23 protein-coding genes and 1 pseudogene are annotated in these 26,006 nt (G+C 70.6%); 18 read left to right on the forward strand and 6 right to left on the reverse strand.

All coding sequences use genetic code 11. The features are described from left to right. Positions 1 to 38: 38 nt before the first annotated feature. Entirely contained in the window at positions 39 to 236 is a 198-nt protein-coding gene (locus tag ABZ887_RS23990) for a DUF397 domain-containing protein (protein WP_361292688.1), read from the reverse strand. Then, a complete protein-coding gene (locus tag ABZ887_RS23995) occupies positions 233 to 1,102 on the reverse strand; it encodes a helix-turn-helix transcriptional regulator (protein WP_361292974.1) in 870 nt (289 codons plus the stop codon). Before ABZ887_RS23995 ends, ABZ887_RS23990 begins: the two co-directional genes overlap by 4 nt. Before the next feature lie 196 nt (positions 1,103 to 1,298). Between ABZ887_RS23995 and ABZ887_RS24000 the strand changes: the two genes are divergently transcribed. After that, on the forward strand, positions 1,299 to 1,868 hold the full coding sequence (locus ABZ887_RS24000) for an ATP-binding protein (protein WP_361292690.1): 570 nt from the start codon (positions 1,299 to 1,301) through the stop codon (positions 1,866 to 1,868). On the opposite strand, the gene ABZ887_RS24005 is transcribed toward ABZ887_RS24000, so the two are convergent. Both ABZ887_RS24005 and ABZ887_RS24010 read right to left on the reverse strand, forming a co-directional pair. Further along, positions 1,849 to 2,424, reverse strand: a complete 576-nt coding sequence (locus tag ABZ887_RS24005) for a Fic family protein (protein ID WP_361292692.1) — start codon at positions 2,422 to 2,424, stop codon at positions 1,849 to 1,851. The genes ABZ887_RS24000 and ABZ887_RS24005 overlap by 20 nt on opposite strands. After that, positions 2,421 to 2,771, reverse strand: coding sequence for a type II toxin-antitoxin system Phd/YefM family antitoxin (locus ABZ887_RS24010; protein WP_361292693.1), 351 nt, complete (start codon positions 2,769 to 2,771; stop codon positions 2,421 to 2,423). Before ABZ887_RS24010 ends, ABZ887_RS24005 begins: the two co-directional genes overlap by 4 nt. Before the next feature lie 215 nt (positions 2,772 to 2,986). On the opposite strand from ABZ887_RS24010, the gene ABZ887_RS24015 reads away from it, so the two are divergent. The 4 genes from ABZ887_RS24015 (at position 2,987) to ABZ887_RS24030 (ending at position 13,186) form a co-directional block, all read left to right on the forward strand. Then, positions 2,987 to 3,244, forward strand: coding sequence for a hypothetical protein (locus ABZ887_RS24015; protein ID WP_361292694.1), 258 nt, complete (start codon positions 2,987 to 2,989; stop codon positions 3,242 to 3,244). Then, positions 3,241 to 3,621: a hypothetical protein gene (locus tag ABZ887_RS24020; protein ID WP_361292696.1), complete on the forward strand. Its 381-nt coding sequence runs from the start codon at positions 3,241 to 3,243 to the stop codon at positions 3,619 to 3,621. Before ABZ887_RS24015 ends, ABZ887_RS24020 begins: the two co-directional genes overlap by 4 nt. A gap of 116 nt (positions 3,622 to 3,737) precedes the next feature. After that, complete coding sequence (locus ABZ887_RS24025) at positions 3,738 to 10,763, forward strand: DEAD/DEAH box helicase (protein ID WP_361292698.1); 7,026 nt, start codon at positions 3,738 to 3,740, stop codon at positions 10,761 to 10,763. Continuing rightward, entirely contained in the window at positions 10,760 to 13,186 is a 2,427-nt protein-coding gene (locus ABZ887_RS24030; protein WP_361292700.1) for a UvrD-helicase domain-containing protein, read from the forward strand. Before ABZ887_RS24025 ends, ABZ887_RS24030 begins: the two co-directional genes overlap by 4 nt. Before the next feature lie 434 nt (positions 13,187 to 13,620). On the opposite strand, the gene ABZ887_RS24035 is transcribed toward ABZ887_RS24030, so the two are convergent. Beyond that, the gene (locus ABZ887_RS24035; protein ID WP_361292702.1) at positions 13,621 to 14,346 is read right to left on the reverse strand and encodes a DUF4142 domain-containing protein; all 726 of its coding nucleotides are present in this window, start codon (positions 14,344 to 14,346) and stop codon (positions 13,621 to 13,623) included. Positions 14,347 to 14,673: 327 nt separating this feature from the next. On the opposite strand from ABZ887_RS24035, the gene ABZ887_RS24040 reads away from it, so the two are divergent. The 3 genes from ABZ887_RS24040 (at position 14,674) to ABZ887_RS24050 (ending at position 16,216) form a co-directional block, all read left to right on the forward strand. After that, positions 14,674 to 15,036: a DUF429 domain-containing protein gene (locus ABZ887_RS24040; RefSeq protein WP_361292704.1), complete on the forward strand. Its 363-nt coding sequence runs from the start codon at positions 14,674 to 14,676 to the stop codon at positions 15,034 to 15,036. 53 nt (positions 15,037 to 15,089) lie between these two features. After that, a complete protein-coding gene (locus ABZ887_RS24045) occupies positions 15,090 to 15,296 on the forward strand; it encodes a hypothetical protein (protein ID WP_361292976.1) in 207 nt (68 codons plus the stop codon). 86 nt (positions 15,297 to 15,382) lie between these two features. Then, positions 15,383 to 16,216, forward strand: coding sequence for an SAM-dependent methyltransferase (locus ABZ887_RS24050; protein WP_361292706.1), 834 nt, complete (start codon positions 15,383 to 15,385; stop codon positions 16,214 to 16,216). A 126-nt stretch (positions 16,217 to 16,342) separates the two neighbouring features. Here the strand turns inward: ABZ887_RS24050 and ABZ887_RS24055 are convergent. Next, a pseudogene (locus ABZ887_RS24055) lies at positions 16,343 to 16,534 on the reverse strand (hypothetical protein); the annotation flags it as partial. Between the two features lie 244 nt (positions 16,535 to 16,778). Here ABZ887_RS24055 and ABZ887_RS24060 point away from each other — a divergent pair. From ABZ887_RS24060 to ABZ887_RS24105, 10 genes are all read left to right on the forward strand, one after another. Then, complete coding sequence (locus ABZ887_RS24060) at positions 16,779 to 17,456, forward strand: alpha/beta hydrolase (protein WP_361292708.1); 678 nt, start codon at positions 16,779 to 16,781, stop codon at positions 17,454 to 17,456. Between the two features lie 124 nt (positions 17,457 to 17,580). Continuing rightward, entirely contained in the window at positions 17,581 to 18,174 is a 594-nt protein-coding gene (locus tag ABZ887_RS24065) for a hypothetical protein (RefSeq protein WP_361292710.1), read from the forward strand. 398 nt (positions 18,175 to 18,572) lie between these two features. Beyond that, positions 18,573 to 19,244 (forward strand): response regulator transcription factor, encoded by a 672-nt coding sequence (locus tag ABZ887_RS24070; RefSeq protein ID WP_361292712.1) that lies wholly within the window; start codon positions 18,573 to 18,575, stop codon positions 19,242 to 19,244. A 72-nt stretch (positions 19,245 to 19,316) separates the two neighbouring features. After that, on the forward strand, positions 19,317 to 19,742 hold the full coding sequence (locus tag ABZ887_RS24075; RefSeq protein ID WP_361292714.1) for a hypothetical protein: 426 nt from the start codon (positions 19,317 to 19,319) through the stop codon (positions 19,740 to 19,742). 159 nt (positions 19,743 to 19,901) lie between these two features. Further along, a complete protein-coding gene (locus ABZ887_RS24080; RefSeq protein ID WP_361292716.1) occupies positions 19,902 to 20,729 on the forward strand; it encodes an ABC transporter ATP-binding protein in 828 nt (275 codons plus the stop codon). Between the two features lie 14 nt (positions 20,730 to 20,743). Then, entirely contained in the window at positions 20,744 to 21,601 is an 858-nt protein-coding gene (locus tag ABZ887_RS24085; protein WP_361292717.1) for an ABC transporter permease, read from the forward strand. 120 nt (positions 21,602 to 21,721) lie between these two features. Further along, on the forward strand, positions 21,722 to 22,837 hold the full coding sequence (locus ABZ887_RS24090) for an ABC transporter substrate-binding protein (RefSeq protein WP_361292719.1): 1,116 nt from the start codon (positions 21,722 to 21,724) through the stop codon (positions 22,835 to 22,837). Between the two features lie 105 nt (positions 22,838 to 22,942). Next, on the forward strand, positions 22,943 to 24,004 hold the full coding sequence (locus tag ABZ887_RS24095) for an LLM class flavin-dependent oxidoreductase (protein WP_361292721.1): 1,062 nt from the start codon (positions 22,943 to 22,945) through the stop codon (positions 24,002 to 24,004). Beyond that, on the forward strand, positions 24,004 to 24,675 hold the full coding sequence (locus tag ABZ887_RS24100; RefSeq protein WP_361292723.1) for an isochorismatase family cysteine hydrolase: 672 nt from the start codon (positions 24,004 to 24,006) through the stop codon (positions 24,673 to 24,675). The genes ABZ887_RS24095 and ABZ887_RS24100 overlap by 1 nt, the downstream gene beginning before the upstream one ends. 5 nt (positions 24,676 to 24,680) lie before the next feature. Beyond that, positions 24,681 to 26,006, forward strand: a complete 1,326-nt coding sequence (locus ABZ887_RS24105; protein ID WP_361292978.1) for an NtaA/DmoA family FMN-dependent monooxygenase — start codon at positions 24,681 to 24,683, stop codon at positions 26,004 to 26,006.

Here is a 26,006-nt window from a genome sequence, read left to right on the forward strand (position 1 = left end):
CGACAAGGACCGGCAGGGCTCTTGCGTACGTACGATCGTCAGGCCTCCCCGACGAACCCCGCCCACGCCTCGCGCGACACATGGATGACCGGCCCGGCCATGGCCTTGGAGTCCCGGATGTGCACAGCTCCCGTACCGGCGGCGACCTCGACGCACTGGCCACCCTCGGCTCCGCTGTAGCTGCTCTTGAACCAGGCGAGACCGGACGCGACGGCCGGGGACTCAGAGTTGTTCATAGCGATCCCAGCAACCCTTCCATGAAGTCAAGCGACTCTCGTGACGGGAGAGCCTGCGATCGGATGATCCCATAGCGGGCGGCGGCGAGAGTCGTCTGTTCCGGCTCGGTCTGAAGGGCGCTGGTTCCCTGCGCCTCGGTGTAGACGAACCTCTTTCCTTCCCTGCGTGTGATTACCGTGAACGCGCCGTCTACACCTGCGTTGTACTCGCGGTCTGTCGGCATGACCTGGATCTCGACGTTCCGTTTCTCGGCGATCAGAAGCAGGTGCTCCAACTGCCCACGGTGCACGACCTCACCTCCCCAAGGGTGCCGCAGTGCCGCCTCTTCGAGCACGAAGCTCAGTAGCGGTGCGGGCCAGCGACTGAAGATGTCCTGCCGGGCGAGGCGGGCTGTCACGCGCTGCTCGATCGTCTCCTGGTCCAGGACGGGGCGCCGCATGTCCAGCACGGCCCTCGTGTACTCCTCCGTCTGGAGCAGCCCGTTGAGCACATGGGTGTCATAGGCGAGCAGCTCAACGGCCTCCTTCTCCAGCGTCGCCATCCCCTGAAAGAACACCGGATACTGAGCCCGCTCCACCTGCTCCTTCCACACCGTCAGCAACCCACCCGCCCCCAGCACCTCATCCGCCAGCTCGATCGTCCTCGGCGACGGAATCCTCCGCCCCTGCTCGAACGACGCGACAGTCGACGCCGAATACCCCAACCGCCGCCCGAACTCCTCCCGCTCCATCCCCGCCCGCACTCGCAGCGTCTTCATGCTCTGCCCGAACGCGGTCACCACCCCCTGCCCGGCCTTGTCCGCCGCGGCCTGCCCGCCCGCCTCCCCACCGCAGTTCTCCCAGCCGTCCCCGAAGCTCGCCGTCACCTCGTCGCCCGCTGCCCCGGTTCCCGCCTTCGCGCTCGCACCGTCGGTCACCACTACCGCCTCCCTGGCCCAACGCCCGCCCCGGAGCGCCGTCACGCCGCGTGTCTCGTACTGGTACCGACAACGCGCGTACAACCGGCCCGCGTCGGCGCGTCACCACTGGTCACGCTACGCGACCGGCGACACCGTTGTCGGCATGACGAACAAACCCGGCACTCCCACCCGCACCACTCAACCCGCCCGCCCCGCCAGCTACCTGATCACCCATCACGCTCCCCCCGACCACGCTTTCGAGATGCGCTTCACCTCCACCCCGCGCGGCGCCCGCCTCGCCCGGAGGCTCGCCGCGAACCGGCTCGACGCGTGGGGGATCCCGTACGACACGCACCGGCACGACGCGATCGTGCTGGTCCTCGCCGAGCTGGCCGCCAATGCCGTGCGGCACGGTCACGTCCCCGGCCGGGACTTCCACCTCCGCCTCCAGGCGATCGCCCACACCCGGACCGTCCGTATCGAGGTCACCGACACCCGCGCCGAACGGACACCGCCCCGCCCGGACGCCCTGCCCACCCCCGGTGCTGAGGACGCCGGCGGCCGGGGGCTGCTCCTGGTCGCCGGCCTCGCCTCCCGCTGGGGCTGGCGTCTCCGGACCGACGGGGGTCCGGGTAAAACGGTCTGGGCGGAGTGCGCGCTCACCGCGGCAGGGTCGGTTGAGCGCCGCACAACCGCCGACGGAACCGGCGCGGTCACCCCGGCCTGTGACTGACCAGCCGGTCGAGCATGCGCTCAAGGGGCTGGTTGTCGCCCAGGAAGCTCTTGACCGAGGCGTCCTGGTTCTCGCCGGGATCCATCGCGGCCCAGCTGATCGGCCAGCCCGCCTCCCCGCTCAGCGCGGTGAGGAAGGCGCGCTGGGTGCGTCCGTTGCCTTCACGGAAAGGGTGAAGGGCGTTGATGTCCCCGTAGAGACCGGCCGCCGCGCGGACGAAGTCACCGCGAGCGAGGCCGCGAAGGTGATCGGCGGCCTGGAGGCGGCCGAAGACCTCCGCCGCGTAGGCGGACAGGTGCTGGAGCGGGCAGAACGGCGTGTACTTGGCCAGGTCCACCGTGCGTAGTTCGCCCGCCCAGTCGTACAGATCGTTGAAGATCGCGGCGTGGAAACGGCATAGGTGGGCCAAGTCGAAGTCCCCCGGCGGAGGATGCTCGTCGACCTGGAGAAGCCGGGCACGCGTGATATCGGCCTCGGCGGCGGCGAGCGTGGCGGCGTCGGTGATACCGAGAAGGTTGCGCAGGACGCCGTTCGGCAGGACGTACGGGTCGCTCATCCAGTCGCCTGGCGCTTCTCGGGTCGATGGCGGGCCAGGGCGCGGGCGGCCATCTCCTCGGCCGAGAGAGCGCCGCGCACGTAGGCTTCGGCGTCCTGGTCGGATGCGGCGGTCGGCCGGAGGCCTTCGGCGGCGAGGGAGCCGGTGACGGTTTCGACCGCCCCCCGGCGGGCGGCACGACCCGTCAGTTCCTCGTAGGCCTCGATGGAGAGCAGCACACCTTGCGCCTTGCGATGGGCGCCGATCAGCACCGGCTCAGCCTGCGGGCCCGCCTCGGCCAGTTCGGCCAGTATCCGCGACAGGCCACTTCGGGCGTCGCTCACGGTGACGATCTCAGGTACTCGCACAGCTCCACGCTACCCGAAATCTGGACTTAATTCTGTACAGATTTGCGCTATCCTCCGCTCCTGTGGCGACGGCGCGGGTAGCTGGGGCTGGCACCTCCGGCCGGACGGCCCCGGCAAGACGGTCTGGGTCGAGTGTGCGCTCACGCTCCCCGAGTGACCTGGACGGGTACGTACCCGTACCCGTATCCTGGCGAGGCTCGAACGAGGAGGCTGCCATGTCCGACGCCAACGTCCGTATCCCCGCCGATGCCCGCGACAGACTCGCCCGGATAGCTTCCTCTGAAGGCATGTCCCTGCGCGGCTACCTGTCCCACCTCGCCGAGACGCTGCTCACTCCTGAGGAGCGCGCGGAGCGGGCCGAGCAGGCTCGTGCCGCCCTGCGGGAATGGAACGGTTACGACCCGAGCGCCGACGAACAGGCGGCGCTCGACGCGGAGTTGGACCAGCGGCTGCGTGAGGCGGGAGCGCGGTGACAGAGCCCCTGCACATCGTCCTCGACGATACGGCGATGGTCGCGGCCGGGCAGGGCAACGTGCTCGCCTCGCGCCTGATCCATCGCGCCCATGCCGAGGCGGGCTGGTTCCTGTACGCCCCGGCATGTGCCCTGGTCTCGGCGGACCGCGTACGGCCCGGCACGGCGGAGCATCTCGCCGCGCTCCCGGGGGTGACCGTTCTCGACCTGGACCTGCCCGCCGCGCTCGCCCTGGCCCGCGAGGACTCGTGGGCGCCGGCCCACGCGCGGTACGCGGCCGAGCCGACGCCTGAGCGGCCGAACGGCGCGGTGGTCGCCACCACCGAACCCGAGGCCTGGAAGGGGCAGCCGGTGAGGATCATCGACCTCAGACCCTGATCGTCCCCGTCCTGTCGAACGCGGGTGCACTGTCAGTGGCCGGTCGTAGAGTGGAGCGTGATCAGTCCAGGCGGTGACGGGTGCCGGGACACGGGAGACGGGGGCAACGGCGCGTCATGAGACCCACACTCGCCGCGCGGACACTGCGCGACACCACGGTCGAGTATCTGACGACGACCTTCGCCCTGGCCGAACCCGACACCCAGGACGCCTTGGAGGAGTTCCTCACCGACCCGGCCGACGGTCTGTTCCGGGGCCCCTACCTCCGTATCCGGCGCCCCTTCCGGCCGGCGGCCGACGGCTGGGAACGGCACCTGGACTGGTTCCCGGGAGGTTTCCGGCCCTACGCGCACCAGGCGGAGTCGTTCGCCCGGCTGACCAGCAAGGGCGGACACCGACCCGAGCCGACCCTCGTCACGACCGGCACCGGCTCCGGTAAGACGGAGTCCTTCCTCATCCCCGTACTCGACCACTGCCGCCGCGCGCGGGCGGCCGGGAAGGCGGGGATCAAGGCCGTACTGCTGTATCCGATGAACGCGCTCGCCGGTGACCAGGCCGGGCGTCTCGGTGACCAGTTCGAGAATGACAAGCGGCTCGACGACGTCACGGCGGGGCTGTACATCGGCGAGGCCTCGGCCGCGCGCGGGTCGGAGCCGCCGTACGGGCGGGTGATGGTGGACCGGGCCGAGATCCGCCGCAACCCGCCGGACATCCTGATCACCAACTACAAGATGCTGGACCTGCTCCTCCAGCGGCAGCAGGACGCCTCCCTGTGGCGGGACGCGGACCTGGCGTATGTCGTGATCGACGAGTTCCACACCTTCGACGGCGCGCAGGGCACCGACGTGGCGATGCTGCTGCGCCGCCTCGCCGCCGTGGTCGGGGCCGCAGAGAAGGGGCGGCCGCTCGGCTCGATCTGTCCGGTGGCGACCTCCGCGACGCTCGGGTCCGGCGGCGGTGCGGGCGGGGCGCGGGCCATGCTGGACGTGGCCTCGCAGGTGTTCGGCGTGCGGTTCCCGGACGACGCGGTCGTGGGGGAGGACCGGCGGGACATAGACGAGTTCCTCTCTCCCGTCGACCACTCGCTGCCCCTGCCCTCTCCCAAGGAGCTGGCCGACCTCCCGGACCCGGTGCGCACGCCCGGCGGCATGGACACCGTGGCGCGGGCCACTCTGGGGTGCGACACGGCGGATCCGCGCGAGCTGGGGCGGCGGCTGCTCGCCCACCCCCTCACGCACGCGCTGCTGCACACCAAGGACGCCCCGCTGACGGCCTTGGAGGTGCTGGAAGAGTTCGACGCCACGTCGGCCTGGCGGGCCGTCGCCGTGCAGGACCCGGAGAGGGCCGCAGCCGCCCTGGCACGCTTCGTCGCGCTGATCTCCGTGGCCCGTGATCCCGACGCGCCCGCCGACAAGGAACGGCCCCTGCTGTTGGTGGAGACGCACCTGTGGCTGCGGGCGCTGTCCCGCGTGCTCAGGTTCGTCAGCCCCGAGCCGGTGTTCTCCTGGTCGGACGCAGACCAGGCCGCCCTCGCCGAGCAGGCCCGCGCGGACGCCGAGCGGCAGGCGGTGACCGTGGCCGCGCAGGTGGAGCGGCGGCGGAAGGCTCGGACCTCTGGGCGGCTGCCGGCCGCGTACTGCCGGCACTGCGGGCGCTCGGGATGGTCCGCCATCTGCCCCGACCGCAATCCGCAGAACCTGGTGCACGCCCCGGACGAGATCTACCGCGCCAGCGCGGCGGGCGGAGCCGCCAAGGGCCGGGTCCGGGCAATGATCGCGGCCACCCCGGCGGAGGCCGCCGAGCAGGCCCGCGCCACGCTCGCACGTCGTGCCCAGCGCGGCCGTCGGGGCGCCGCGCACGACGCGACCCTGATGGTCCTGGAGGACAACGGCACGACACTGCGCCGACTGGAGCCGGACGAGGTCCTTCGTGGTGACGGCGGGATCTCTCCCGCTCCCGACAACGGCGTCTACGTCTGGACCTGGTACGAGAACCAGGAACGCAGCGAATTCGCGAAGCAGGACCGCTGCCCCGCCTGCGGGCAGACTCAGGGCATCCGCTTCCTCGGTGCCGGTGTCGCCCCGCTCGCCTCGGTCGTCGTCACTCAGCTCTTCACCGGTGGCGAACTGCCGGACGAGGACGAGGAGAAGCGGGACCGCCGCAAGACCCTGATCTTCAACGACTCCGTGCAGGACGCGGCACACCGCGCCGGCTTCGTGGCCAGCCGCGCCTGGAAGTTCTCGCTCCGCTCACTGATCCACGAGCAGCTGTCCTTGCGCGTCCGTACGGAGCCCGCCTTCGCGGCCGACGGTGTCCCGCTCAACGAACTGATCGCCGCCATGGTGAGCCGGGCCGCCGTGCAGGAGAAGCGGGTCCTCGCCTCCGTCGTCCCGCCCGACCTGCATGACGTGGCGCAGGTCAAGCGCCTGCTCGAAGGCCGCAAGCGGATCCCGGAGTCGACCTGGGAACTGGTCGGCCAGCGCCTCGCGTTCAACACGCTACTGGAGTTCGGCCTGCACTCCCGCCTCGGCCGCACGCTGGAACTGACCCGCACGGTCGCGGCCGAGGTGCACCTGCCCCAGCCCGAGAAGGCGGCCAAGACGGCCGAAGCCCTGTTCGACCGGCACCAGGGGCAGCTCCTGCCCGATGGCGTTGGTGCGGCGAGCGGCCCCCCGGGCCCAGGAGACCCCGAGCGGTTGCGCTACTTCGAGGGATACGTCCGCGGACTCCTCGAACACATCCGTCAGATCGGCGGTATCCACCACACCTGGCTGGACGACTTCATCGACGAGGAGGGCCGTACCCGCTACCCGGTCTGGACGGGGCGTCCCCCGGGTATGCCCGCGTTCGGCCGCAACTCCGAAGCACCGGCGTTCGTGCTGGTCGGTGCTCGCAGCGGAAGCACGGACTTCGAACGGGTGGACAGCCGGGACAGCTGGTACGTCGACTTCACTCAGCGCTGTCTGCTGATGGACCGGCAGACCGCGCAGGAGTATCTGGCCGCGCTGTTCGAGCAGCTGGCCGACGCCGACATCGGCGCACTGGCTCGGCGGCGTACCGACACCGCCGACAAGCAGCAGGGCCACGGCGTGTACGGGCTCACACCGGGCCATGTCCGTGTGCGGCCTCTGGACGACGAACAGACCCGGCTCGCCGTACTCACGTGCCGGGAGTGCGGCTGGACGCAGACCGTGCCGCCGGAGCGGGCCTCCGTGTGGCAGGGCACGCGGTGTCCGGCCAAGCGTTGCGAGGGAGCCCTCACCCGGCCCTCCAAGGAGGTCGGCGGCCGGGCGGCCCGCGACCCGCGCTCCAACTACTACCGGCGTCTGTACCGGGAGGCCAAGCCGTACAGCGTGGTCGCCGCCGAACACACCGGTGTCCTCAAGCGCAAGGAGCGCGAGGAGGTGGAGAAAGGTTTCCGGCGCGGCGTCAAGCACACCGACCCGAACGTCCTGTCCTGCACCCCGACCCTCGAACTCGGTATTGACATCGGTCAGTTGGAGTCGGTCATCCTGGCATCGCTGCCGCCGTCCACGGCCGGCTACGTCCAGCGGGTCGGCCGCGCCGGCCGCGCCACCGGCAACGCCTTCATGGTGTCCCTGGCCGACACCAGCCCTCGCGCGCTCTACCACCTCGCCGAACCGCGCCATCTGATCGCGGGCCCGATCCTGCCGCCCGGCTGCTTCCTGTCGGCGGGCGAGCTGCTGTGCCGTCAGTACACGGCGTTCCTGATCGACCGCGCGGCCCGGGGCGCGCTGGAAGGTGTCATTCCGCTGCCGGACCGGGTGACTCAACTCGTCGGCGTTTCCGGTTGGCTGAAGCGGTTCAGCAAGGCGACGGTCGGCCGCCTCGACCTCGCGGACGAATTCCTGCGGCTGTTCCCCGAGATCGACGGCGTTCCCGGTTCCGGCGCCTCCAGCGATGCCCGCAAGGTGCTGCGGCGGTTCGCCGCGGAGAAGCTGGGCCAGGAGTTGGACGCCGCCGAACGCGCCTGGCAGGCCGAGTGCGCCGACCTCGTCCAGCGCCGCAGCATGATCAACGAGGCGGCGGACGCACTCCAGGAATCCGTTGACGACGAGGCCCGCGAGAAGCGCACCCTGATCAGGGAGGCGACCGGCGTCACCAAGCGGCTCGCGGAGATGGCCCAGTCCGACGCCCAGGGCTTCCTCGTCGAGCACGGGCTGCTCCCCAACTACAGCCTCGTCGAGGACGGCGTACGACTGGAGGCGATGCTCAGCTTCAAGGAGCCCGTGCGCAAGAGTCGTACAGCTGCCGAGAAGGCGGATCCCGCGGGCGCGCCGAAGACCAAGTGGAGCAGCGAACCGCGCGTCTACGACCGGCCCGCCGAGGCCGCCCTCACCGAACTCGCCCCGGGCAACGCCTACTACGTACGTGGCTATCGGCACGTCGTCGACGGGTTCGACCTCGGCCCCGCCAGGAAGGGCTCGCAGACCGGCATGCCCGTCGGGCTGCGGACCTGGCGGATCTGCCGGGAGTGCGGCCATGTCCGCACCGGTGAGCGGGCCGAGCAGGACACCTCCCCCTGCCCGCGCTGCGGCGGCCACGGCATCGGCGGACGCAACGCCGTCTTCCAGGTCGTCGTGCCCCGAAAGGTGACCGCCCACGACAAGCGGGACGACGCCAGGATCGTCGACGACCACGAGAACCGTGTCCGGACCACCTACACCACCGTGACCGCCGTCGACGTCGACCGGCAGAACATCAAGGAGACCTGGCGGCACAAGAACAGGACCTTCGGGGTGGACCACGTCCGCGAGGCGGTCATCCGGCGCTTCAACCTCGGCAAGGCCCGGCACGGCCGCCCCAAGGACACCTACTTCGCCGGCACCGAGGTGGCGGCCCCCACCAAGTTCACCGTGTGCCCGCGCTGCGGCGGCGCCACCGACCGGGAGCCCGGCAACAGCCCCAGCCCCACCCAGGACTCGCTCAGCCAGTCCCTGCTCGGCCGTCCCGAACTCGCGCACCACCGGCCGTGGTGCCCCACCCGCCGCCGCGACAAGCAGGCCACGCCCGAGGACGTGCAGGTGATCACCGCCACCGAGCACCGCACGGAGGCGCTGCGCATCCTGCTTCCCGCCGCCACCCTGAACGTGCCCGAACGTCTCGCCTCCTTCTCCGCCGCACTCCACCTGGGCCTCGCCCGGCGCTACGGCGGCGACCCCGCGCACATCCGCTCCGCTCCTGCCACCGAGCCCGACCGGGACAGCGAGCTCACCCGCAACTACCTGGTGCTGTACGACGCCCTGCCCGGCGGGACCGGATACCTCCAGCGCTTGGTGGAGCGCGAGGGGGAGGAGTTCCGGGCGGTGCTCGCCGAGGCCCAGGCCGCGCTGCGGGTCTGCCCCTGCAAGGACACCCCGCGCCGCCGCGCCTGCCACCTGTGCCTGCTCGGCTATGCCCCGGAACGGGACTACAAGGACCTCGACCGGCAGGAAGCCCTGTGGATGCTCGACGATCTGCTGGGCGCCGACGGCCACAGCGGTTGGGACTTCCGCAAAGAGTCGGCCGACGCCGAGATCCGCTTCGCCGCTCAGGCGGAGAGCGACCTTGAGCGCCGTTTCATCGAGGCCCTGGACAGCTGGCTGGCCGCCCCTGAGAACGCTGCCGCCGCTGACCACGAACAGACCCCGACCGGCAGGCAGGGTAAACAGTTCACCCTCGCCCGGCCCGGCGGCGGCAGCCCGGTTCGCTGGGAGGTCGTCGCCCAGAAGGACCTGCACGGCTACCGCACCCGCCCGGACCTCCTCTTCCGCCCGGTCGCCGGCGACACCACGACCGAGGGCGCGCCACCGCTGTCGATCGCCGTCTACCTCGACGGCTACCGCTGGCACGCCTCCTCCCGTACCAACCGGATCGCGGCCGACGCCGCCAAGCGTGCCCTGCTGCGCGCCGACGGCATCCTCGTCTGGCAGATCACCTGGGACGACGTGGTGGCCTGGGAAAGGTCTCTGAGGGGTCCGCAGGAAGAGCCGGCCGACGACGCGGACGAACCTCGCGACCCGCTGGCACCCGTCATCGCGGGGCCCGAGGCCGACGCGGCATGGCCGCCGTACGACGTGGCCTCCCCCACGGGGCCGGGGGCCGTGGTGCGCAAGCGGTGGGCGGACGCACGGCGGGATCCGTCCGAGGTCGATGCCCTCCTGTACGCCGGGGCGATCCCCTCCCTGCTGGGCTTCCTGCGCGACCCGCGACTCAACAAGTGGCAGCAGCTCGCCCAACTCGCGGTCAGCGCACCCGCCTTCCTCCGCAAGAACGACCTCGTCGACGCCGACCGGGTCAGCGCGACGGGGTGGATCGAGGCTGCCGTCCGGGACGAGCCCGCCCCGGCCGTCACGGGACAAGGGCTCAAACTTCTCCCGTTCCAGGACGGTTCCGGGCTGCCGCTCGTCCTCGCCGGAGCCCAGCGCGCCGACGCCAAAGCGCTGCGCTGGAGCGCCCTCGCCGTGCTCGACGACCGGCCCGAGGCGGTCGAGGGCGATCGGCCCGAGCACAGGCGCCGTTGGAAGGCCTGGCTGAGCTGGGGGAACATCATCCAGTTCCTCGACCCCAGCGGCGCGGGTCAGGCCGACGGACTCACCCTCGCCCGCTCGACGCTCGACGCCTTCGACGCCTCTCTGCTCGCCGCCACCGCCGGTTCGGGCACGGGCCTCCTGGCCGCGCTACGCGGAGACGTGCCGGGCACCGGACTCGCCCTTCCGGAGGACATCGACGAGGCCGGCGACCGCGCTCACGGCGTCAACCCGATGGAACCCGAAGACCAACCGGAAGTGGGGATTCCGGACGTAGCCGAGGGCATGACTCCAGTGGAGCGCACAGCCTGGCAGCTGGTCGTGGGAGAGCTCTCCAAGTGGGGAGACCCCGAGGTTGCGGCGCTCGCCGAACAACTGTCGGCCCATGGGGACGTACCGGCGGGCAAGGCCGGCTGGGACGTCGACGGCGTCTCCCGCACCATCGAACTCGCCTGGCCCGCCCATAAGATCGGCATCGTCCTCGGGGAGGACGCCGAGGACACGGAGTACATGGCCCAGTGCGCGTCGGCCGGCTGGCACGTACGCGCGCCGGGTGACTGGGACGTGGAGGAACTCGCCCGGCTGCTGGGCGAGAAGGGGGTCGCGCAATGAGCTACGGGGCGGGTCGGCCGGGGAACCGGGCCAGGACGCGGGTCCAGGTGGGGCTTCAGGCCCACGAGGACATCCGGCGTCGGGGCGGCGCCGCGGCCGACGCGGTCGCGACCTTCGTCCACCGGCTGCGAGCGGACCGGAACAACCAGGCCCTGCGCCGGACCTTCCTGCGCGCCGCGGGCGACAACGGAGACCTGTACGTCGCGCAAGCCGACACGTGCATGGTTCTGCTCCTGTCGACCGACGGCGAGGACGAGATGCGGGTCCTCGCGGTACGCGACGGAGCCCTGGCCGGTGCCGAACTCGCCCGGCTCACCGTCGAGATCAACCCGGTGTCGGGCGCGATCGAGGTGGTCGACCAGAGCGAGGTCAGCGCCAATGTCCTGGCCCTGCCGGACCGTACGGAACCCACTGCGGACGACGCCACGCGCGACCGGACCACGACGGCCGCCCCACCGGACACCCCTCGTGCTGAAGCCGCCCCACCGGTACCGACACCCACCAGCAGCCTCCGCACCCCGCTCTTCGCCCGTTACGACGACGAGCTCCTCCTCGACCTCGGAGTCGTCCGCTCCCTCCTGCCCGCGTTGCGGAAGGTCTGCACCGACGAGCAGTTCGACGGACTGCTCACCCACAACCTCCCGGAACTCACGCGGGATGTTCTCCTCGCACTGCGCGACCGCGTGGATCCGAAGGAAGTACGGCAGTACATCACGGAGAAATGGCGTTCCGAGGAGGACGTCAATCCCCGTGACTGGTCCCGTGCGGCCCAGCGTGCGGTGTCCCAGGCCGAGACCGACGACGACGCCGTACTCGGTGCGCTGGGCAAGAGCTTCGACGCCTGGCGGCTGTTCCTCCACCCCGAGCAGAAGCGGCTTGCCACCGGTGACTTCAAGGGCTCGGCGAAGGTCACGGGCGGTCCCGGCACCGGCAAGACGGTCGTGGCCCTCCACCGGGTACGCCACCTGGTCGACCGGCTGCCTCCCGGTCACTCGCACGCAGTTCTGCTCACCACGTACAACGCCAACCTCGCGCTGGACCTCAAGGAGCGGCTGCGCCAGCTGGGCGGCGACGAACTGCTGGGTCGCGTCGACGTCAAGTCGGTCGATGTCCTCGCCCGCGAGATCGTCCAGGAGGCACGGATGGATCTGGGCTGGCCGATTGACGACAGTACGGCCATGAACCTGTGGCACACGGTGATCACCGAGACGAGGAGGTTCGAGTACGACGCCGACTTCCTGGACACGGAGTTCAAGCATGTGATCGTCGCGGGCGGGTGTGGCTCGTGGGAGACCTATCGGCGCGTCAGCCGCTCGGGGCGCCCCCGCATCACCAACGCACAGCGCCACGAGATCTGGGAGCTCGTGCTCGCCTACAAGACCCACTTGGAGTCGCCGCCGCTGCAGACGACGTATGCACTGATCGCCGAAAAGGCGGCTGCCATCGAACAGAGGCGGATGGCCCGCACCGAGGAACAGGCCCGCTACAAGGAGGAAGTGGGGGGCCGCGACCTGGTCCACCGCGAGGCGGGGAGCGGCATGTGGCTCAAACCGCGCTACCAGCACATCGTCGTCGACGAGGCACAGGACCTGTCCGCCTCACACTGGCGGATGCTGCGTGCCATGGTCCGCAAGGGCCCGAACGACATCTTCCTCGTCGGCGACGCCCACCAGCGCATCTACGGCAACCGGGTCGTCCTCGGCCACCAGGGCATCGAGGTCCGCGGCCGCGCCTCACGGCGTCTCACCCTCAACTACCGCACCACCCGGCAGATCCTGGGCAGCGCGAACCGTCTGATCGAGGGTGCGTCTTTCGACGACCTCGACACGGGCACGGACACCCTCGACGGCTACCGCTCCGTCCTCACAGGGCTGGCTCCACAGTTCTGGCGTGCCCCCGACCGGCTCACCGAGATGCGGGCTGTGGCGACCCTCATCCAGGAGCGCCACGACGCCTACGGCACGCCGTACTCCGCCATGGCCGTGAGTGTGCCCGACGGGAGCGCGGCGCAGGAGTTCGCCAACGTTCTCGCCCGTGAGCCCTACCGCATTCCGGTGGTGGAGCTGGGACGAGAGGGAGTCCGCGCCGACCTGGACGCCGTACGCATCGGCACCATGCACCGTTTCAAGGGCCTGGAGTTTCAACGGGTCTTCCTCACGTCCATCGGCGAGGGTCAGGTACCGCATCAGCGCATCGAGCAGTACCGACTCACGACCCCGGACCGCTACCGCCAGGAGGAACAGCGCGCCCGCTCCCTTGTGTTCGTCGCCGCCACCCGCGCACGCGACGAGCTGATCGTCACCTGGAGCGGCGAGGCGAGCCGCTTCCTTCCCGCGGGCGCCGACAAGACCGCCCACCGAGCCACCGACCTGCTGAGACAGGACGGACCACCGTCAGGTTCGTCGGGAACTGCCGCCGCCTGACGGTAGCGGTCACGGTCCTGTGGGCGGGGCGGGCTGAACCGGCCCGCCCCGCCTCTCTCGACCACGCTCCTCATCGATCGCAGCCGTCCCACCCCTCACAGATCCTTTTGGTCCGGCTCGCGATCCGTCGTGAGCCGCTCGGCCTCCTCCGCGCGGTCGGGGAGCTGGCGAGTGTGTGGCGGTCGGCAGTCGGGGGTGCGGCAGCCGTCGGCCGACAGTCGGTTTGCAGGGCAGGAGTGTAGGCACAAGGCGCTCAGCCTTCACCTCGGCTGGTACGGCCTCGTAACCCGGGTCCGCGACCGGCCTGCGTCCACCATGCACAGACGTTCGCAGCGGACCTTCTGACTCCGACGTCCTGTTACGTCATCCTTGAGTTGTCGCTGGGGGCGGCGGGAGGCCTGGGCTGAGTTCAACGGCCGCTCAGCCCAGGGTCCTCACCCCGCCGTCGGACTCGGCGACACCGTGCTGTTCGCCGGTGGAGTGAGGACGACCTGCGGCTGGCCCGCGACCGCGGGGGGTGGGGTCAGGGACTGGGCCGGGAGGTTGGGCGTGGTGGTCTCCTGGGCGAGGGCCTGGGTGAAGTCGACCAGGCCGGTTTTCTCCACGGCCGTGATGTGGTCCAGGACGGTGTCGTTGGCCTGGTCGGCCAGCGCGCGGACCAGCGAATTCCTTGTGGTGGAGCGGATGCTCGCGATCGTGGTGAGGAGCTGGCCGTTCGTCGCGCGCACCGTGGTCGCCAGGTCTGTGTCGAACTGCTTGCCGCTCTCCCCGTTGAGGCGGGTCTCGAAGCTCTGCTGTTGTGGCGACGGCTGGTTGGGCAGCGTGATGCCCAGCTGGTTGGCGACATCGCGGACCGCGGCGTCCAACGAGGCATCTCCGGCGACCAGTTGCTTCCCGGCGTTCCTGACCGCCTTCGTCGTCCCCTTCTTCGACGCCTTCTGGCCGACCGGGTACTCCCAGAGCCCTGCTGCGCGGACCTTGACCACGAAATCCTGGTCGGCTGCCGTCAGCGGTCCGGTCGCCGGGGTGGCGACGATCCGTTCGGGTGCGCTGCTGACCTTCTGGACTCCGAGCATGGAAGGGTAGACGAGGGAGCCGAGGGTGATGCTGAGGGCACCACCTACAAAGAGAGTTCCCGCCGCCTTTCGTGAAACGAGCACCGTGTCTCCTGATCCGGTTCTTCGGATCCCGCACGTACGGACATACGGATGCGACGGTTCCGTAGAACCTTTTGGGATCGTCATGGGTTCGTAAAGCAATCCGTTGCCGAGGTGTGGAGTCAGGTGCGCCTGTGCGCTCAGGGGCGTGAAGAAGGGCCGTTCGGCCCTATCGGGACCGGGTGCCTCACGGCCGATCATGTAGCGGCGACCGGGAAGGGCCAGGTCCATTCCCGCACTTCTGTTCCTTCCCGGCTCGTCGACGACATCAGTTGGTGAGGAGGGCGCCGTTCGGTTGACGAGACAGAGCAGTTGGGCACTGTGGGATGCATGGGGATTGAACGGTTCATCGGTATCGACCTCGCCTGGGCGCAGAGCGGAGCCCGCACCAAGCCCAATGAAACCGGCGTGGCCGCCATCGACAGGCACGGCGTCGTGGTCGAGTGCGGCTGGACCCGTGGACTCGAAGAGACAATGGCATGGCTGGCCAGGACGGCAGTCGACGGATCGACCCTTGCGTTCGTCGACGCTCCGCTGGTCGTCGACAACCCGGTTGGCCAGCGGACGTGTGAGCGGGAGGTCGGCCAGCGGTACGGCCGTTGGAAGGTGAGCGCGAACAGCACCAACCAGAGCTCTCCTCGACAGGCTGGAGTACTGCTCCGGGAACGGCTGCAGGAGTCGGGCTGGAGCTAAGACGACGGTAGAAGCGGGCCCTTCTGCTCTCCTCCCACCCGGTCTCCCGTCGGCTGCTCTCCGAGCCCTCACCCCACAAGGCGGCTGACTACAAGCACCGGGAAGATCTCATCGACGCGCTGCTCTGTGCGTGGACGGCCGCACTGTGGTCCCGGCACGGACTGGCGCGCTGCCAAGTACTCGGAGCGGACAGTCTCCTGCCTCCCGGACAGGCTCCCACCATCATCGCGCCGGCCCGCCCCGAGCAGCGCCGTGACTGATGTGAACTAGCAGGAAAGGAGAGGGAGTTGGGTCGTAGGATGTGCCGCGAACGCTCCCTGCCCCGGCCGAAGGACGTGCCCGACCCATGAGCGACTCCGTCATGACTCCCGACCCGGCCGAGCAGCAGAAGATCGACACGACGGTGCCGCACTCCGCGCGGATCTGGAACTACTGGCTCGGTGGCAAGGACAACTACGCCGTCGACCAGGCGGCCGGTGACGCGTACACCGAGGTCTTCCCCGGGATCGTCACCATCGCCCGCTCCAGCCGGGCCTTCCTGCGGCGGAACATCGCGCACCTCGTGTCCGAGGCGGGGATCCGGCAGTTCCTGGACGTCGGGACCGGGCTTCCGACCGCGCAGAACACCCACGAGGTCGCCCAGGGGCTCGCCCCCGAGGCGCGGATCGTGTACGTCGACAACGACCCGATGGTGCTCGCCCACGCCCGCACGCTCCTTTACTCCAGCAAGGAGGGGGCGACTGCGTATGTCGACGCCAACGTGACGGATCCGGAGCGGATTCTCGCGGCCGCCGCCAAAACGCTGGACTTCGGTCGTCCCACCGCGCTGATCCTCAGCAACATCCTGGGGCACGTCGCCGAGTACGACCAGGCCCGGTCCATTGTCGCCACGCTGATGGAAGCCCTGCCCTCCGGCAGCTATCTGTCCATCAATGACGGGTCGCGTGGCATCGACCCCGTCTTCGAGCGGGCCCAGGACGCCTACAACGACAGTGGTGCCGTTCCGTACAACCTGCGCAGCATCGATGAGATCACCGCCTTCTTCGACGGTCTGGAGCTCGTCGAACCGGGTGTGGTGTCGGTGACGGAGTGGCGGCCGGAGGGTGGTGACGGCGGTTCGGGTGGCTCGGGCGCTCCGGAGGTCGTTGCCGAGCACGGGGGACTTGCGCGGAAGCCGTGACGCGCTGACGTCATAACGGCACGAGGCTGCTCAGGCCACCGCGCTCAGCGTGTCCGCCAAGCGGCGCCTGGCCGCGCGTGCCGCCGGGAGGGCGGACAGGGCCGCCGCGCCCAGGACTGCCGCCATGCCGAACAGGAGCAGCAGCGCCGGCGGTGGGCTCTGGGCGATGCCCGCGCCGATGCCGCTCGACCTGCCCTGGGTGTTGATCAGCCAGTGGGCGAGTGGGGTGCCGAGGACTGTGCCCGCCAGGGTTGCGGCGAGGGCCGTGCAGCCGGTGGCCGTGACCGTGACCGCGGTGATCTGACGGGGGGAGAGGATCGCGGGCGGATCGGGGGTGGGGTCGGGCCGGGCTCTGCGACTGGATGGTGGACCGGTGCCGAAAGTTCGGACGCGCCGCCGTGGCGTGCGTCACAGTGCCGGACGGGCGGTCCCGCCAGCCCGTGCGGGCGATCGGGTCATCTTGCCGGTACGGCGCACTTCACGGCCTCGTACAGTGAGCACGGCGAAGCGGCCCGGACGCGGTGCGGAGCCCGACGGCCCGTCACGACAAGGGGGAAGATCTGTGCGGAACGTGATTCTCGTCCACGGCGCGTTCGTGGACGGATCCGGCTGGGCGGGGGTGCACGAGCGCCTCGTCGCCGCGGGATACCAGGTCACCATCGCGCAGAACGCCACCCGGTCCCTCGCCGAGGACGTCGCGGCGGTCCGGCGGCTGATCGCCCTGCAGGACGGGCCGGTGACCCTGGTGGGGCACTCCTACGGCGGTGTCGTCACCACCGAGGCCGGTGTCGACCCCAAGGTGTCCGCGCTCGTCTACGTCGCCGCCTTCGCCCCGGACCGCGGCGAGTCCGTCGACTCCCTGATCTCCGACCCGCCCCCGGGCGCGTCGGTGCCGCCGTTCCTGCCGATGCGGGACGGCTATGTGCTGCTCGACCACGACCGGTTCCACGCCTCCTTCGCCGGTGACCTGCCCGAGGCACGGGCGCGGTTCATGGCCGACTCGCAGGTGCCGTGGGGGTCCGGGGCGCTGTCCGGGACCGTCGGCGAACCCGCGTGGCGGACCAGGCCCAGCTGGTACCTGGTCGCGGCCGACGACCGGATGATCCCGCCGCTGGCCCAGCGGGCGATGGCCGAGCGCGCGGGCGCCACGGTCGTCGAGGCACCCGGCAGCCATGCCATCTATGTGTCGCGGCCCGAGGCGGTCGTCGAGGTCATCGAGCTGGCCGCCGCCACCGGTTGAGACACCCGGCGGCCCGAGTCGCACCCCTGGCACCTCCCGTGTGCGTACGCTGTATCACCGCGCGGAGCACATAGGCGAGCACCTCGGCTCACCCGCGTAGCACATCGACGAGAGGCCCGACCGCATGTCCGAGTCATCCGGCACCGAGCTGGCGTCCGAGTACAGCGCGCGGATCGCGCAGGACCTGGAACTCAACGCCGCGGAACAGGACCGCCTCGCCACCGAGATCGCCGCCCTGGAAGAGCGGTTGCACGCGGTACGGGAGAACCGGGTGGTGCTGGAGCGGCTGCAACAGGCACTCACCCCGCAGGCCACCGCCCCCTCCGCAGCCGGGACAGCCGGTACCGCCGGGACCGTTGGGACAGTCGGGACCTCCGGAGCGGCCGAAGCCGCCGACACCGTCGAGGCCGCCGTGCCGCACCAGCGGACCGAACCCGCGCCGGACCGCGCCGACTCCGCGAAGTCCGGCTCCGCGAAGTCCACCCCCGCGAAGCCGAGCCTCGTCGAGGCCGTCCACACCTACCTCGCCGAGCAGCGGGAGCCGCGCTCCGCCACCGACGTAGCCGAGGCGATCAGGGCCGGTCAGCCCGGCCGCACCATCAAGACGACGGTGATCCGTACGACGCTGGAGAACCTGGTCGCCAGGAACCGGGCCCGGCGCACCAAGCAGGGCCGGGCGGTCTTCTACACCCTGACTGCACCCGAGACCGGAGCCTGACACCGCGCCCGGCCCGCCCGGGACACAGGTCCGCCGTCCACGACCGACACAACTCCGCCGGCCTCGGCCGACATATGTCCGGCGGCCGACGCCCGGCGGCCGCAGACATGTCCGGGCGGCTTCCTGTGCGAACGAACCCACACTCCGAACGAAGGGGCGGACGACCCCGGTGAGCGGGAGTCCGGTGGCGGCCCTGCCTGGTACAACCTGTGTGTGTCGACTGGCAGTCCGGGCGCCCGGGAGAGTCGCTCGACCTCGCCGTGCCGGCCGACGTCCCGGCGCCCGACCCCCGTACCCCGAAAGGCACTGGAGCGCGCCATATCGGCACAGAGGGGCGTAAGTTTCATTGGGTCATTTGACGTAAGCCGGTGACTCACCGGCGCCATAAAGTGCCGAACGTGCCTGAGAACCAAGCAGATGGAATGTGCGACGCGCTGAGCGTTCCGGTCTCCGTCGTCCTGCGGGCGAGCGACGCGATCCTGGAACACGCCACCGGCGCCTACCTGCAGTCGAGTGCACGCGTGAAACTCCTGACCGCGCAGGGGCTGCCCGACGCGGACGTGTCCGTCCTCCTGCTGAGCGCCGTGGACGACCACTGGATCAGGGTCATGCGGCAGGACGCCGCCCGCGCCCCCGGCCCACCCGTCCCGGTCGTGATGATCGCCGACCGGATCAGCGAGCGGCAGCTCTCGCTGGCCGTCGAGTACGGACTGACCAGCTTCCTGTACCGGGGCGACCTGAACCTCGACCGGCTGGTCGACGCCGTCGTCGAGGCCGGCGCCGGGCGCTGCCGGATGCCCGAGGACCTGGTGGCGCACCTGATCGCCGAACTGGGCAACCAGCAGCGGCAGCAGACCCTCACCGACCTGTCCCGCAGGGACGGCCTGCTGGTCCGGGAGATCGAGGTGCTCCGCATGCTCTCCGAGGGAATGAACACGGTCGAGATAGCCGACAAGATGAGCTACTCGGAACGCACCATCAAGGGCATCATCCACGAGGCCGTGAAGAGACTGCGGGTCAGGAACCGGACCCAGGCCGTGGCGTACGCGATCCGGACGGGCATCTTCTGAACCCGGCCCGCAGCAGGATCCGGCACAGCGCGGGAAACACCTGCGAAACGGGACGTTCCTAGACTCGCGGACGTGCGCCTGACCGTGCTTGACGCCCCCACCGAGTGGAGCCGCTTCGCCGAGGGCTCCGTCGAACGCCGGATGCTGCTCGCCCTCGGCGAGAGCCTCGGCACCGCGCTGCGCCCGAAGCCGCTGATGCTGCCGGACGGCAGCCGGGTCGAGGTCGAGGGCATCGACGCCCCGGGCCGCGTGCTCGTCCAACTCGTCTGCAACCAGGGCGCCTACAAGCCCGCCTACCGCAACAAGGTCATGGCGGACATGTTCAAGCTGCTCTGGCTGCGGAACTCGGTACCCACCGCCGAGCGCACGGTCCTGCTCGTCACCGAGGTGATCGTGCAGGCGCTGGGCGGCTGGGTGGCGCGCGCCGCCGCGGATCTCGGCGTCGAGGTCTACGTCTTCGACGGCGACAGCGTCGTAACACTGCCGCGCCGAACGTAAAGCCGATGAAACGGACCGCCGTGACCGGGTGAAACACGAGGTTCCTACTGTCGGGGGCACCTAAGCGGATTTCCGCGTGGCAGTTCCGCACTCGCCACGCACGCTCTCCGACTTCCAGGATCGGGCCTTCGTGCTCGCGACATGGATGGGAGCGTGAAGGTGACTGGTACGCCAGCACTCGACCTGCGGTCGGTGCGCCGGGTCTACGGATTCGGGCCGTCCGCGACGACCGCCCTCGACGACGTCCACCTGTCGGTACCCGTGGGCCGGTTCGTCAGCCTGATCGGGCCCAGCGGCTGCGGCAAGTCGACGCTGCTGCGGCTCGCGGCCGGTCTGGAGGAACCCGACCACGGCACCGTACGGGTGCACGGCGTCCCGCCCGCCGAGGCCTGCGCGGCCAAGATGATCGGCCTGGTGCCGCAGAGCCCGGCCCTGCTGCCGTGGCTGTCGGTGCTGAAGAACGTCACCCTGCCACAGAAGATCAACAAGGGTGCGGCGCGCCGCCGGGAGCGGATCGCCGGCCACGCCGAGCGCGTGGTGACCGGCGCCCCGGACATGCGGGAGCTCCTGGCCAAGGCCGGTCTCGGGGAGGCCATGCACAAGCTTCCCGCCCAGCTCTCCGGCGGGATGCGGCAACGCGCCGCGATCGTCCGCGCCTTCGGCCTGCGGCCCGACGTCCTCGTCATGGACGAACCCTTCTCGGCGCTCGACGAGTTCACCCGGGAGAGCCTCCAGGACCAGCTCCTCGACCTCTGGGACGAGCTGAGGACGACGGTCCTGTTCGTCACCCACTCCGTCTCCGAGGCCGTACGGCTCTCCGACACCGTGGTCGTCATGGCCCCCCGCCCCGGCCGCATCGTCGACACCGTCGAGGTCGACCTGGAACGGCCGCGCGGCGACCGCCTCTTCGGGGAGCGCCGGTTCCACGCGTACGAGGACCTGATCCGGGACCGGCTGCGCCGGGCCTGGCACGGTGAAGCCGCGTGAGGGAGGCGGGAGCGATGACCGTAGCCGACGAACGCAGCGCCCGGACCGCCGCCGCCACCGAACCGCCCGCCGAGCCCTCCCGTTTCAGCCTGCGGCATCCGAGGTCCCGGATCGCCTGGATCCGCCCCGCCGTCTGGGCACCGCTCCTCGTGACGCTGGCCCTGCTCGCCCTGCTCTGGCAGTGGGGCGCCGACGAACTGCCCTACCTGCTGCCCCCGTTGGGGAAGATCGGTGCCTCGCTCACCGCCGAGTTCGGCTACTACGTCGACAACGCCCTGGTCACCCTCGGCGAGGCGGCGGCCGGCCTGGGGACGGGGTTCGCCGCCGCGTTCGTCCTCGCGGTGCTGACGAGTGAACTCCCGCTGCTGCGACGGGCCGTCATGCCGATCGCGGTCGTCCTCAACGTGACCCCGCTGGTGGCGATCGCACCCGCCCTCGTCGTCGCCTTCGGCTTCGGCCCGCTGCCCAAGCTGATCATCGCGGCCCTGATCTGCTTCTTCCCGATCCTCATCAACACCGCCGCCGGACTGCGCTCGGTGCCCCGACAGGTCCTCCAGGTGTACCGGACGATGGACGCGAGCCGCGCCGAACTGCTCTGGCACGTCCGCATCCCCCACGCACTGCCGTTCCTGTTCGCCGCGCTGCGCATCGTCTTCCCGCTGTCGATCATCGGTGCCGTCGTGGCCGAGATGTCGGCGTCCGGCTCGGCCCGCGGCCTCGGCACCGTGATCAGCGTCGCCTCGTCCATGAACCAGCTCCCGGTCGTATACGCCGCGATCCTCGTCCTCGCCGTCATGGGCGTCCTGCTGCTGCTCGCCGTGACGCTGGTCGAACGCCGCGTCCTGCACTGGCACGACAGCACGCACGACTGACCGGGCCCGCGCCCGCACCGTCCCGCCCGGGACCCACGAGGCCCGGCGCGCCGACGCCCCGTGCCGTCACCCGCCCCACTCGTCAACACCTACGCGCACACCGCCAGTTGGGAGTCACCCATGCAGTCACGCCTCGCCAGATCCGGCCTCGCCACGCTCGCCGCCGTCGCCCTGACGGCCGTGGCCGCCGGATGCGGATCGGGATCCGACGCCACCACCTCGAAGGGCTCGGAGGGATCGGCGATCTCCGCCGGGCGCTGCGCCGAGAACAAGGCCGCGGGCAGGATCACCTACCTCTCCGGCTACCAGTACCAGTCGTCCGCGTCGATCCTCGAATACATCGCCGCGAGCAGACTCGGCTACTTCAAGGACCTCTGCCTCGACGTCACCCTCAAGCCCGGCACCGGCGACACCTCCCAGAACACCAAGCTGCTCGCCAGTGGACAGGCCACCGTCAGCCCCGTCGCCGAACAGGACGTCATCCAGGCCCGCGCCAACGGGATCGACATCACCGGCGTCTCCTCGTACTCCGACGCCGGCCTCGACATCCTCATGACCAACAAGGACATCACCGCCCTGACCCAGCTCGACGGCAGGACCGTCGGCCACAAGGGCTATGTGCCCGCCTCGGTCCGGGCGATGCTGGTCAAGGTCGGCGTGAAATGGGACTCGCTCAAACTGGTCAAGGAGGGCTACGACCCCTCCGTACTGCCCCGCAAGCAGGGCGGACTCGAAGCGCTCACCGGATTCGTCTCCAACGAACCCAACCAGCTCAAGGCGGCCGGCCACGATGTCACCGTCTGGAAGCCGGTCGACTACGACGTCCCCAGCTCGCTCGGCGCGATGGCGGTCGACCCGGCCTTCGCCAAGGCCCACCCGCACGCCGTCGAGGACATCCTGCGCGCCGCCCTGCACGCCTACGCCTACTGCTCGGCGAGCACGGCCCACATCACCGAGTGCGTCGGCTACGCGGCCGCCCTGTCGGGACCGACGTACGACAAGAAACTCAACGCGACCATCTGGAAGACCGAGACCCAGGTGGTGAAGGACAACCCGACGCCGGGACAGCCCCTCGGCGCCGTCGACCCGAAGAACGTCACCGCACTCGTCGCCATGCTCCACCAGTTCGCGATCGTCCCCGCAGACGTGACCCCCGCCAAGGCCGCGACATGGTTCGACACGTCGTACGTCAAGAACATCTACACGGACGGCAAGCTGACCTGGCCCGCTCCGTAAACGGCTCCGGCAGGAGCGCCCCATAGGGGCGCGGGGAACTGCGCGACCAGCCCCAACGGCGCCGCAGCCGACCGACGACGCACACCCGCACGAAAGGCCCGCAACGTGCCCACGAAAGAGTACGGAATCTTCCTCCCCATCGGGAACGGCGGCTGGATGCTCTCCACCACCGCCCCCCACCCCGAGGCCAGCTACGCCTGGAACAAGCGTGCCGCCGTGCACGCGGAGGCCATCGGCCTCGACTTCGTGATGTCGATGGCGAAGTGGCGCGGCTTCGGCGGCAGCACCGACCACTGGGGCCGTTCACTGGAGTCGATGACCATGATGGCCGCCCTCGCCGAGGCGACCAGCAGGGTGAAGATCTGGGCGACCCTGCACGCCAACGTCCACAACCCCGCCGTCGCCGCGAAGATGTTCGCCACCCTCCAGGACATCTCCGGCGGCCGCGCCGGCATGAACATCGTCAACGGCTCGTACGCGGGGGAGTTCGAGCAGTTCGGCCAGTGGGACCCGGACCTCGGCCACGAGGACCGCTACCGGATGACGGAACTCTGGACCGAGGCCGTCACGCGCCTGTGGACCGAGGACTCCGTCACCCTGCACACCCCGTACTTCGACCTCGTCGACTGCGAGTCCCGCCCGCATCCGGCCGTCCGCCCCACCCTCATCAACGCGGGCCGCTCCGAGGACGCCCGCCGCTTCCAGGCCCGCTACGCCGACGGCGCCTTCCTCGCCGCCGAGAGCCTCGACGAGATGCGCATGCTGTCGACGGACGTGCACGAACGGGCGGCGGCGGCCGGCCGGGTCTGCAGGACGTACTCCATGCTCACCGTCGTCCAGGACGAGACCGACGCACTCGCCGCCGAGAAGGTCAGGGCCTGGGGCGCCGGCCTGGACCGGGAGGCCCTCGCCCGGATGCGCAGCACCTGGGGCATCCCCGAGGAACAGGCCCGCGCCTGGGCCGAGGGCGCGGACGGGGAGGCCGCGTTCCAGACGCCGTACGTCGCCGGATCGGCGAGCACCGTCACCGACCACATCGAGTACATCGTGCGCGAGGCCGACCTGGACGGACTCATGCTGATCTTCCCGGAGTACGACGAGGACATGCTGCTGTTCGGCAAGACCGTGCTGCCCGAACTGCGGGCCCGGGACGGGGTGACCGCCTGATGCCCGGCCCCGGCCCCGCCCTCAGGGAGAGACAACTCGCCCACCTCGCGCGGCCCGGCAGCGGGCCCGCGCTGGTCGTGGTCGACGTACAGCGCGACTTCGCCGAACCGGAACGCCTGACGGCATACGGCCTGACCGACGACTGCCGCTCGGCCCTCGACCTGGCCGTCACCCGCACCCAGCACCTCGTCGACGCCGCGCGTGAGCACGAAGTGCCCGTCGTCTGGGTCGAGTTGGGAAGCGACCCGGCCCGGCCCTGGCGGGCCGGCAACTGGCTGCGCGGCGGCGACTACGACGCCCCCATGGGCCCGGACGAGCCGTGCGTGCTCGGTTCGCCCGGCGCCGAGTGGTTCCGGCTACGGCCCGCCGACGGCGAGACGCGGGTGGTCAAGCGCGGCTACAGCGGGTTCCTCGGCACCGACCTCGACACGCGGCTGCGCGCGGCCGGCCGCGGCTGGCTGACCGTCGTCGGCCTGACCAGCGAGTGCTGCGTGTACGCGACCGCGCAGGACGCCGTACAGCTGGACTGGCCGGTCGTCGTCCCCCGGGACGCCACCGCCGCCTACGACCTCGACGTCAACGCCGCCGCCCTGGCGCAGCTGGCACTGAACGTCGCCGTACTCAGCGACGCCGACGAGGTCGTCGGCCTGTGGAAGCGGGGCGCCCGGTGACCGGCATGCACATCGGCTTCGACCTCTCCTTCACCCACACCGAGGGCGCCTGGGCCCGGCCCGGCTCCTGGGTCGGCACGGACTTCCCCGACGTCCGCCTGTACATGGAACTGGCCAGGACCGCCGAACGCGCGGGCGTCGGCCTGCTCTTCTTCGGCGACGGCAGCGGCATCCCCAGCACCTGGCGCGGCAGCATCGCACCGGCCGTGGAGTGGGGCATCCAGTGGCCGCGCCACGACATGTCCCCGGTGATCGCGGCGATGTCCACGGTCACCGAACGCATCGGCTTCGGCCTGACCTACTCCTCCACCTTCATGCACCCGTTCTACGTCGCCCGGCTGCTGAACTCCCTCGACCACGTCACCGGCGGCCGTATCGCCTTCAACGTGGTCGCCTCCACGCGCGGCGCGGACGCGGCGAACTACGGCTTCGGCGAGCTGATGGACCACGACCTGCGCTACGAGCGGATGGAGGAGTTCGTCGCGGTCTGCCGGGCGCTGTGGGACTCCGTCGCCCCCGACGCGATCGTCCGCGACCGGGCCACCGGCCGCTTCGCCGACCCGGCCAAGGTGCACCCGATCGACCACGAGGGCCGCTTCTTCACGGTCAAGGGCCCGCTCGCCTCCGTGCCCGGCCCCCAGCACCATCCGCTGATCGTGCAGGCGGGCAACTCGCCCCGCGGCATCGCCGCCTCCGCCCGCTTCGCCGACCTGGTCTTCGGCTTCGGCGGCAGCCTCGCCGCCCAGCAACGGCACCGCAAACTGCTCGACGAGGCACTCCTCGCCGAGCGCCGCGACCCGGCCGGCGTCGGCATCCTGTGGGCCACCCAGGTCATCGTCGGCCGTACGACGGCCGAGGCACGGGCCCGCCGCGACGCGGCACTCTCGTTCTGGAACGAGGAGACCGTCGCCACCCACCTCTCCCACAACATGGGCTACGACCTGGCCACGCTCCCGGAGTCGTTCCGCCTCGGCGAGCTGCGGGACGCGATCGTCGCGGCCAACGCCAGCCCGGCCGGTCTCGTCGGCTCGCTCGTCGCGGAGTTCGGCACCGAGCACACGATGAGCCGGGCGGAGTTCCTCGCGCACGGCCGCAGCAGGGCCACCGGCCTCGACCACGGCATCGTCGGGGATCCCGGCACCGTCGCCGACGCCCTGGAGGAGAACTTCGCGGCGACCGGCTCGCGCGGCGGCTACATGTTCTCCAGCCCGCTGGCCATGCCCTCCGGCTTCGCCGACATCGCCGAACTGCTCCTCCCCGAGCTGCGCCGCCGCGGCAGCCTCGCCCCGGCCTACCCCGGCACCACGCTGCGCGAGAACCTGGCGGTGTGA

The organism is Streptomyces sp. NPDC047061, assembly GCF_040643955.1.
Lineage (GTDB): Bacteria > Actinomycetota > Actinomycetes > Streptomycetales > Streptomycetaceae > Streptomyces.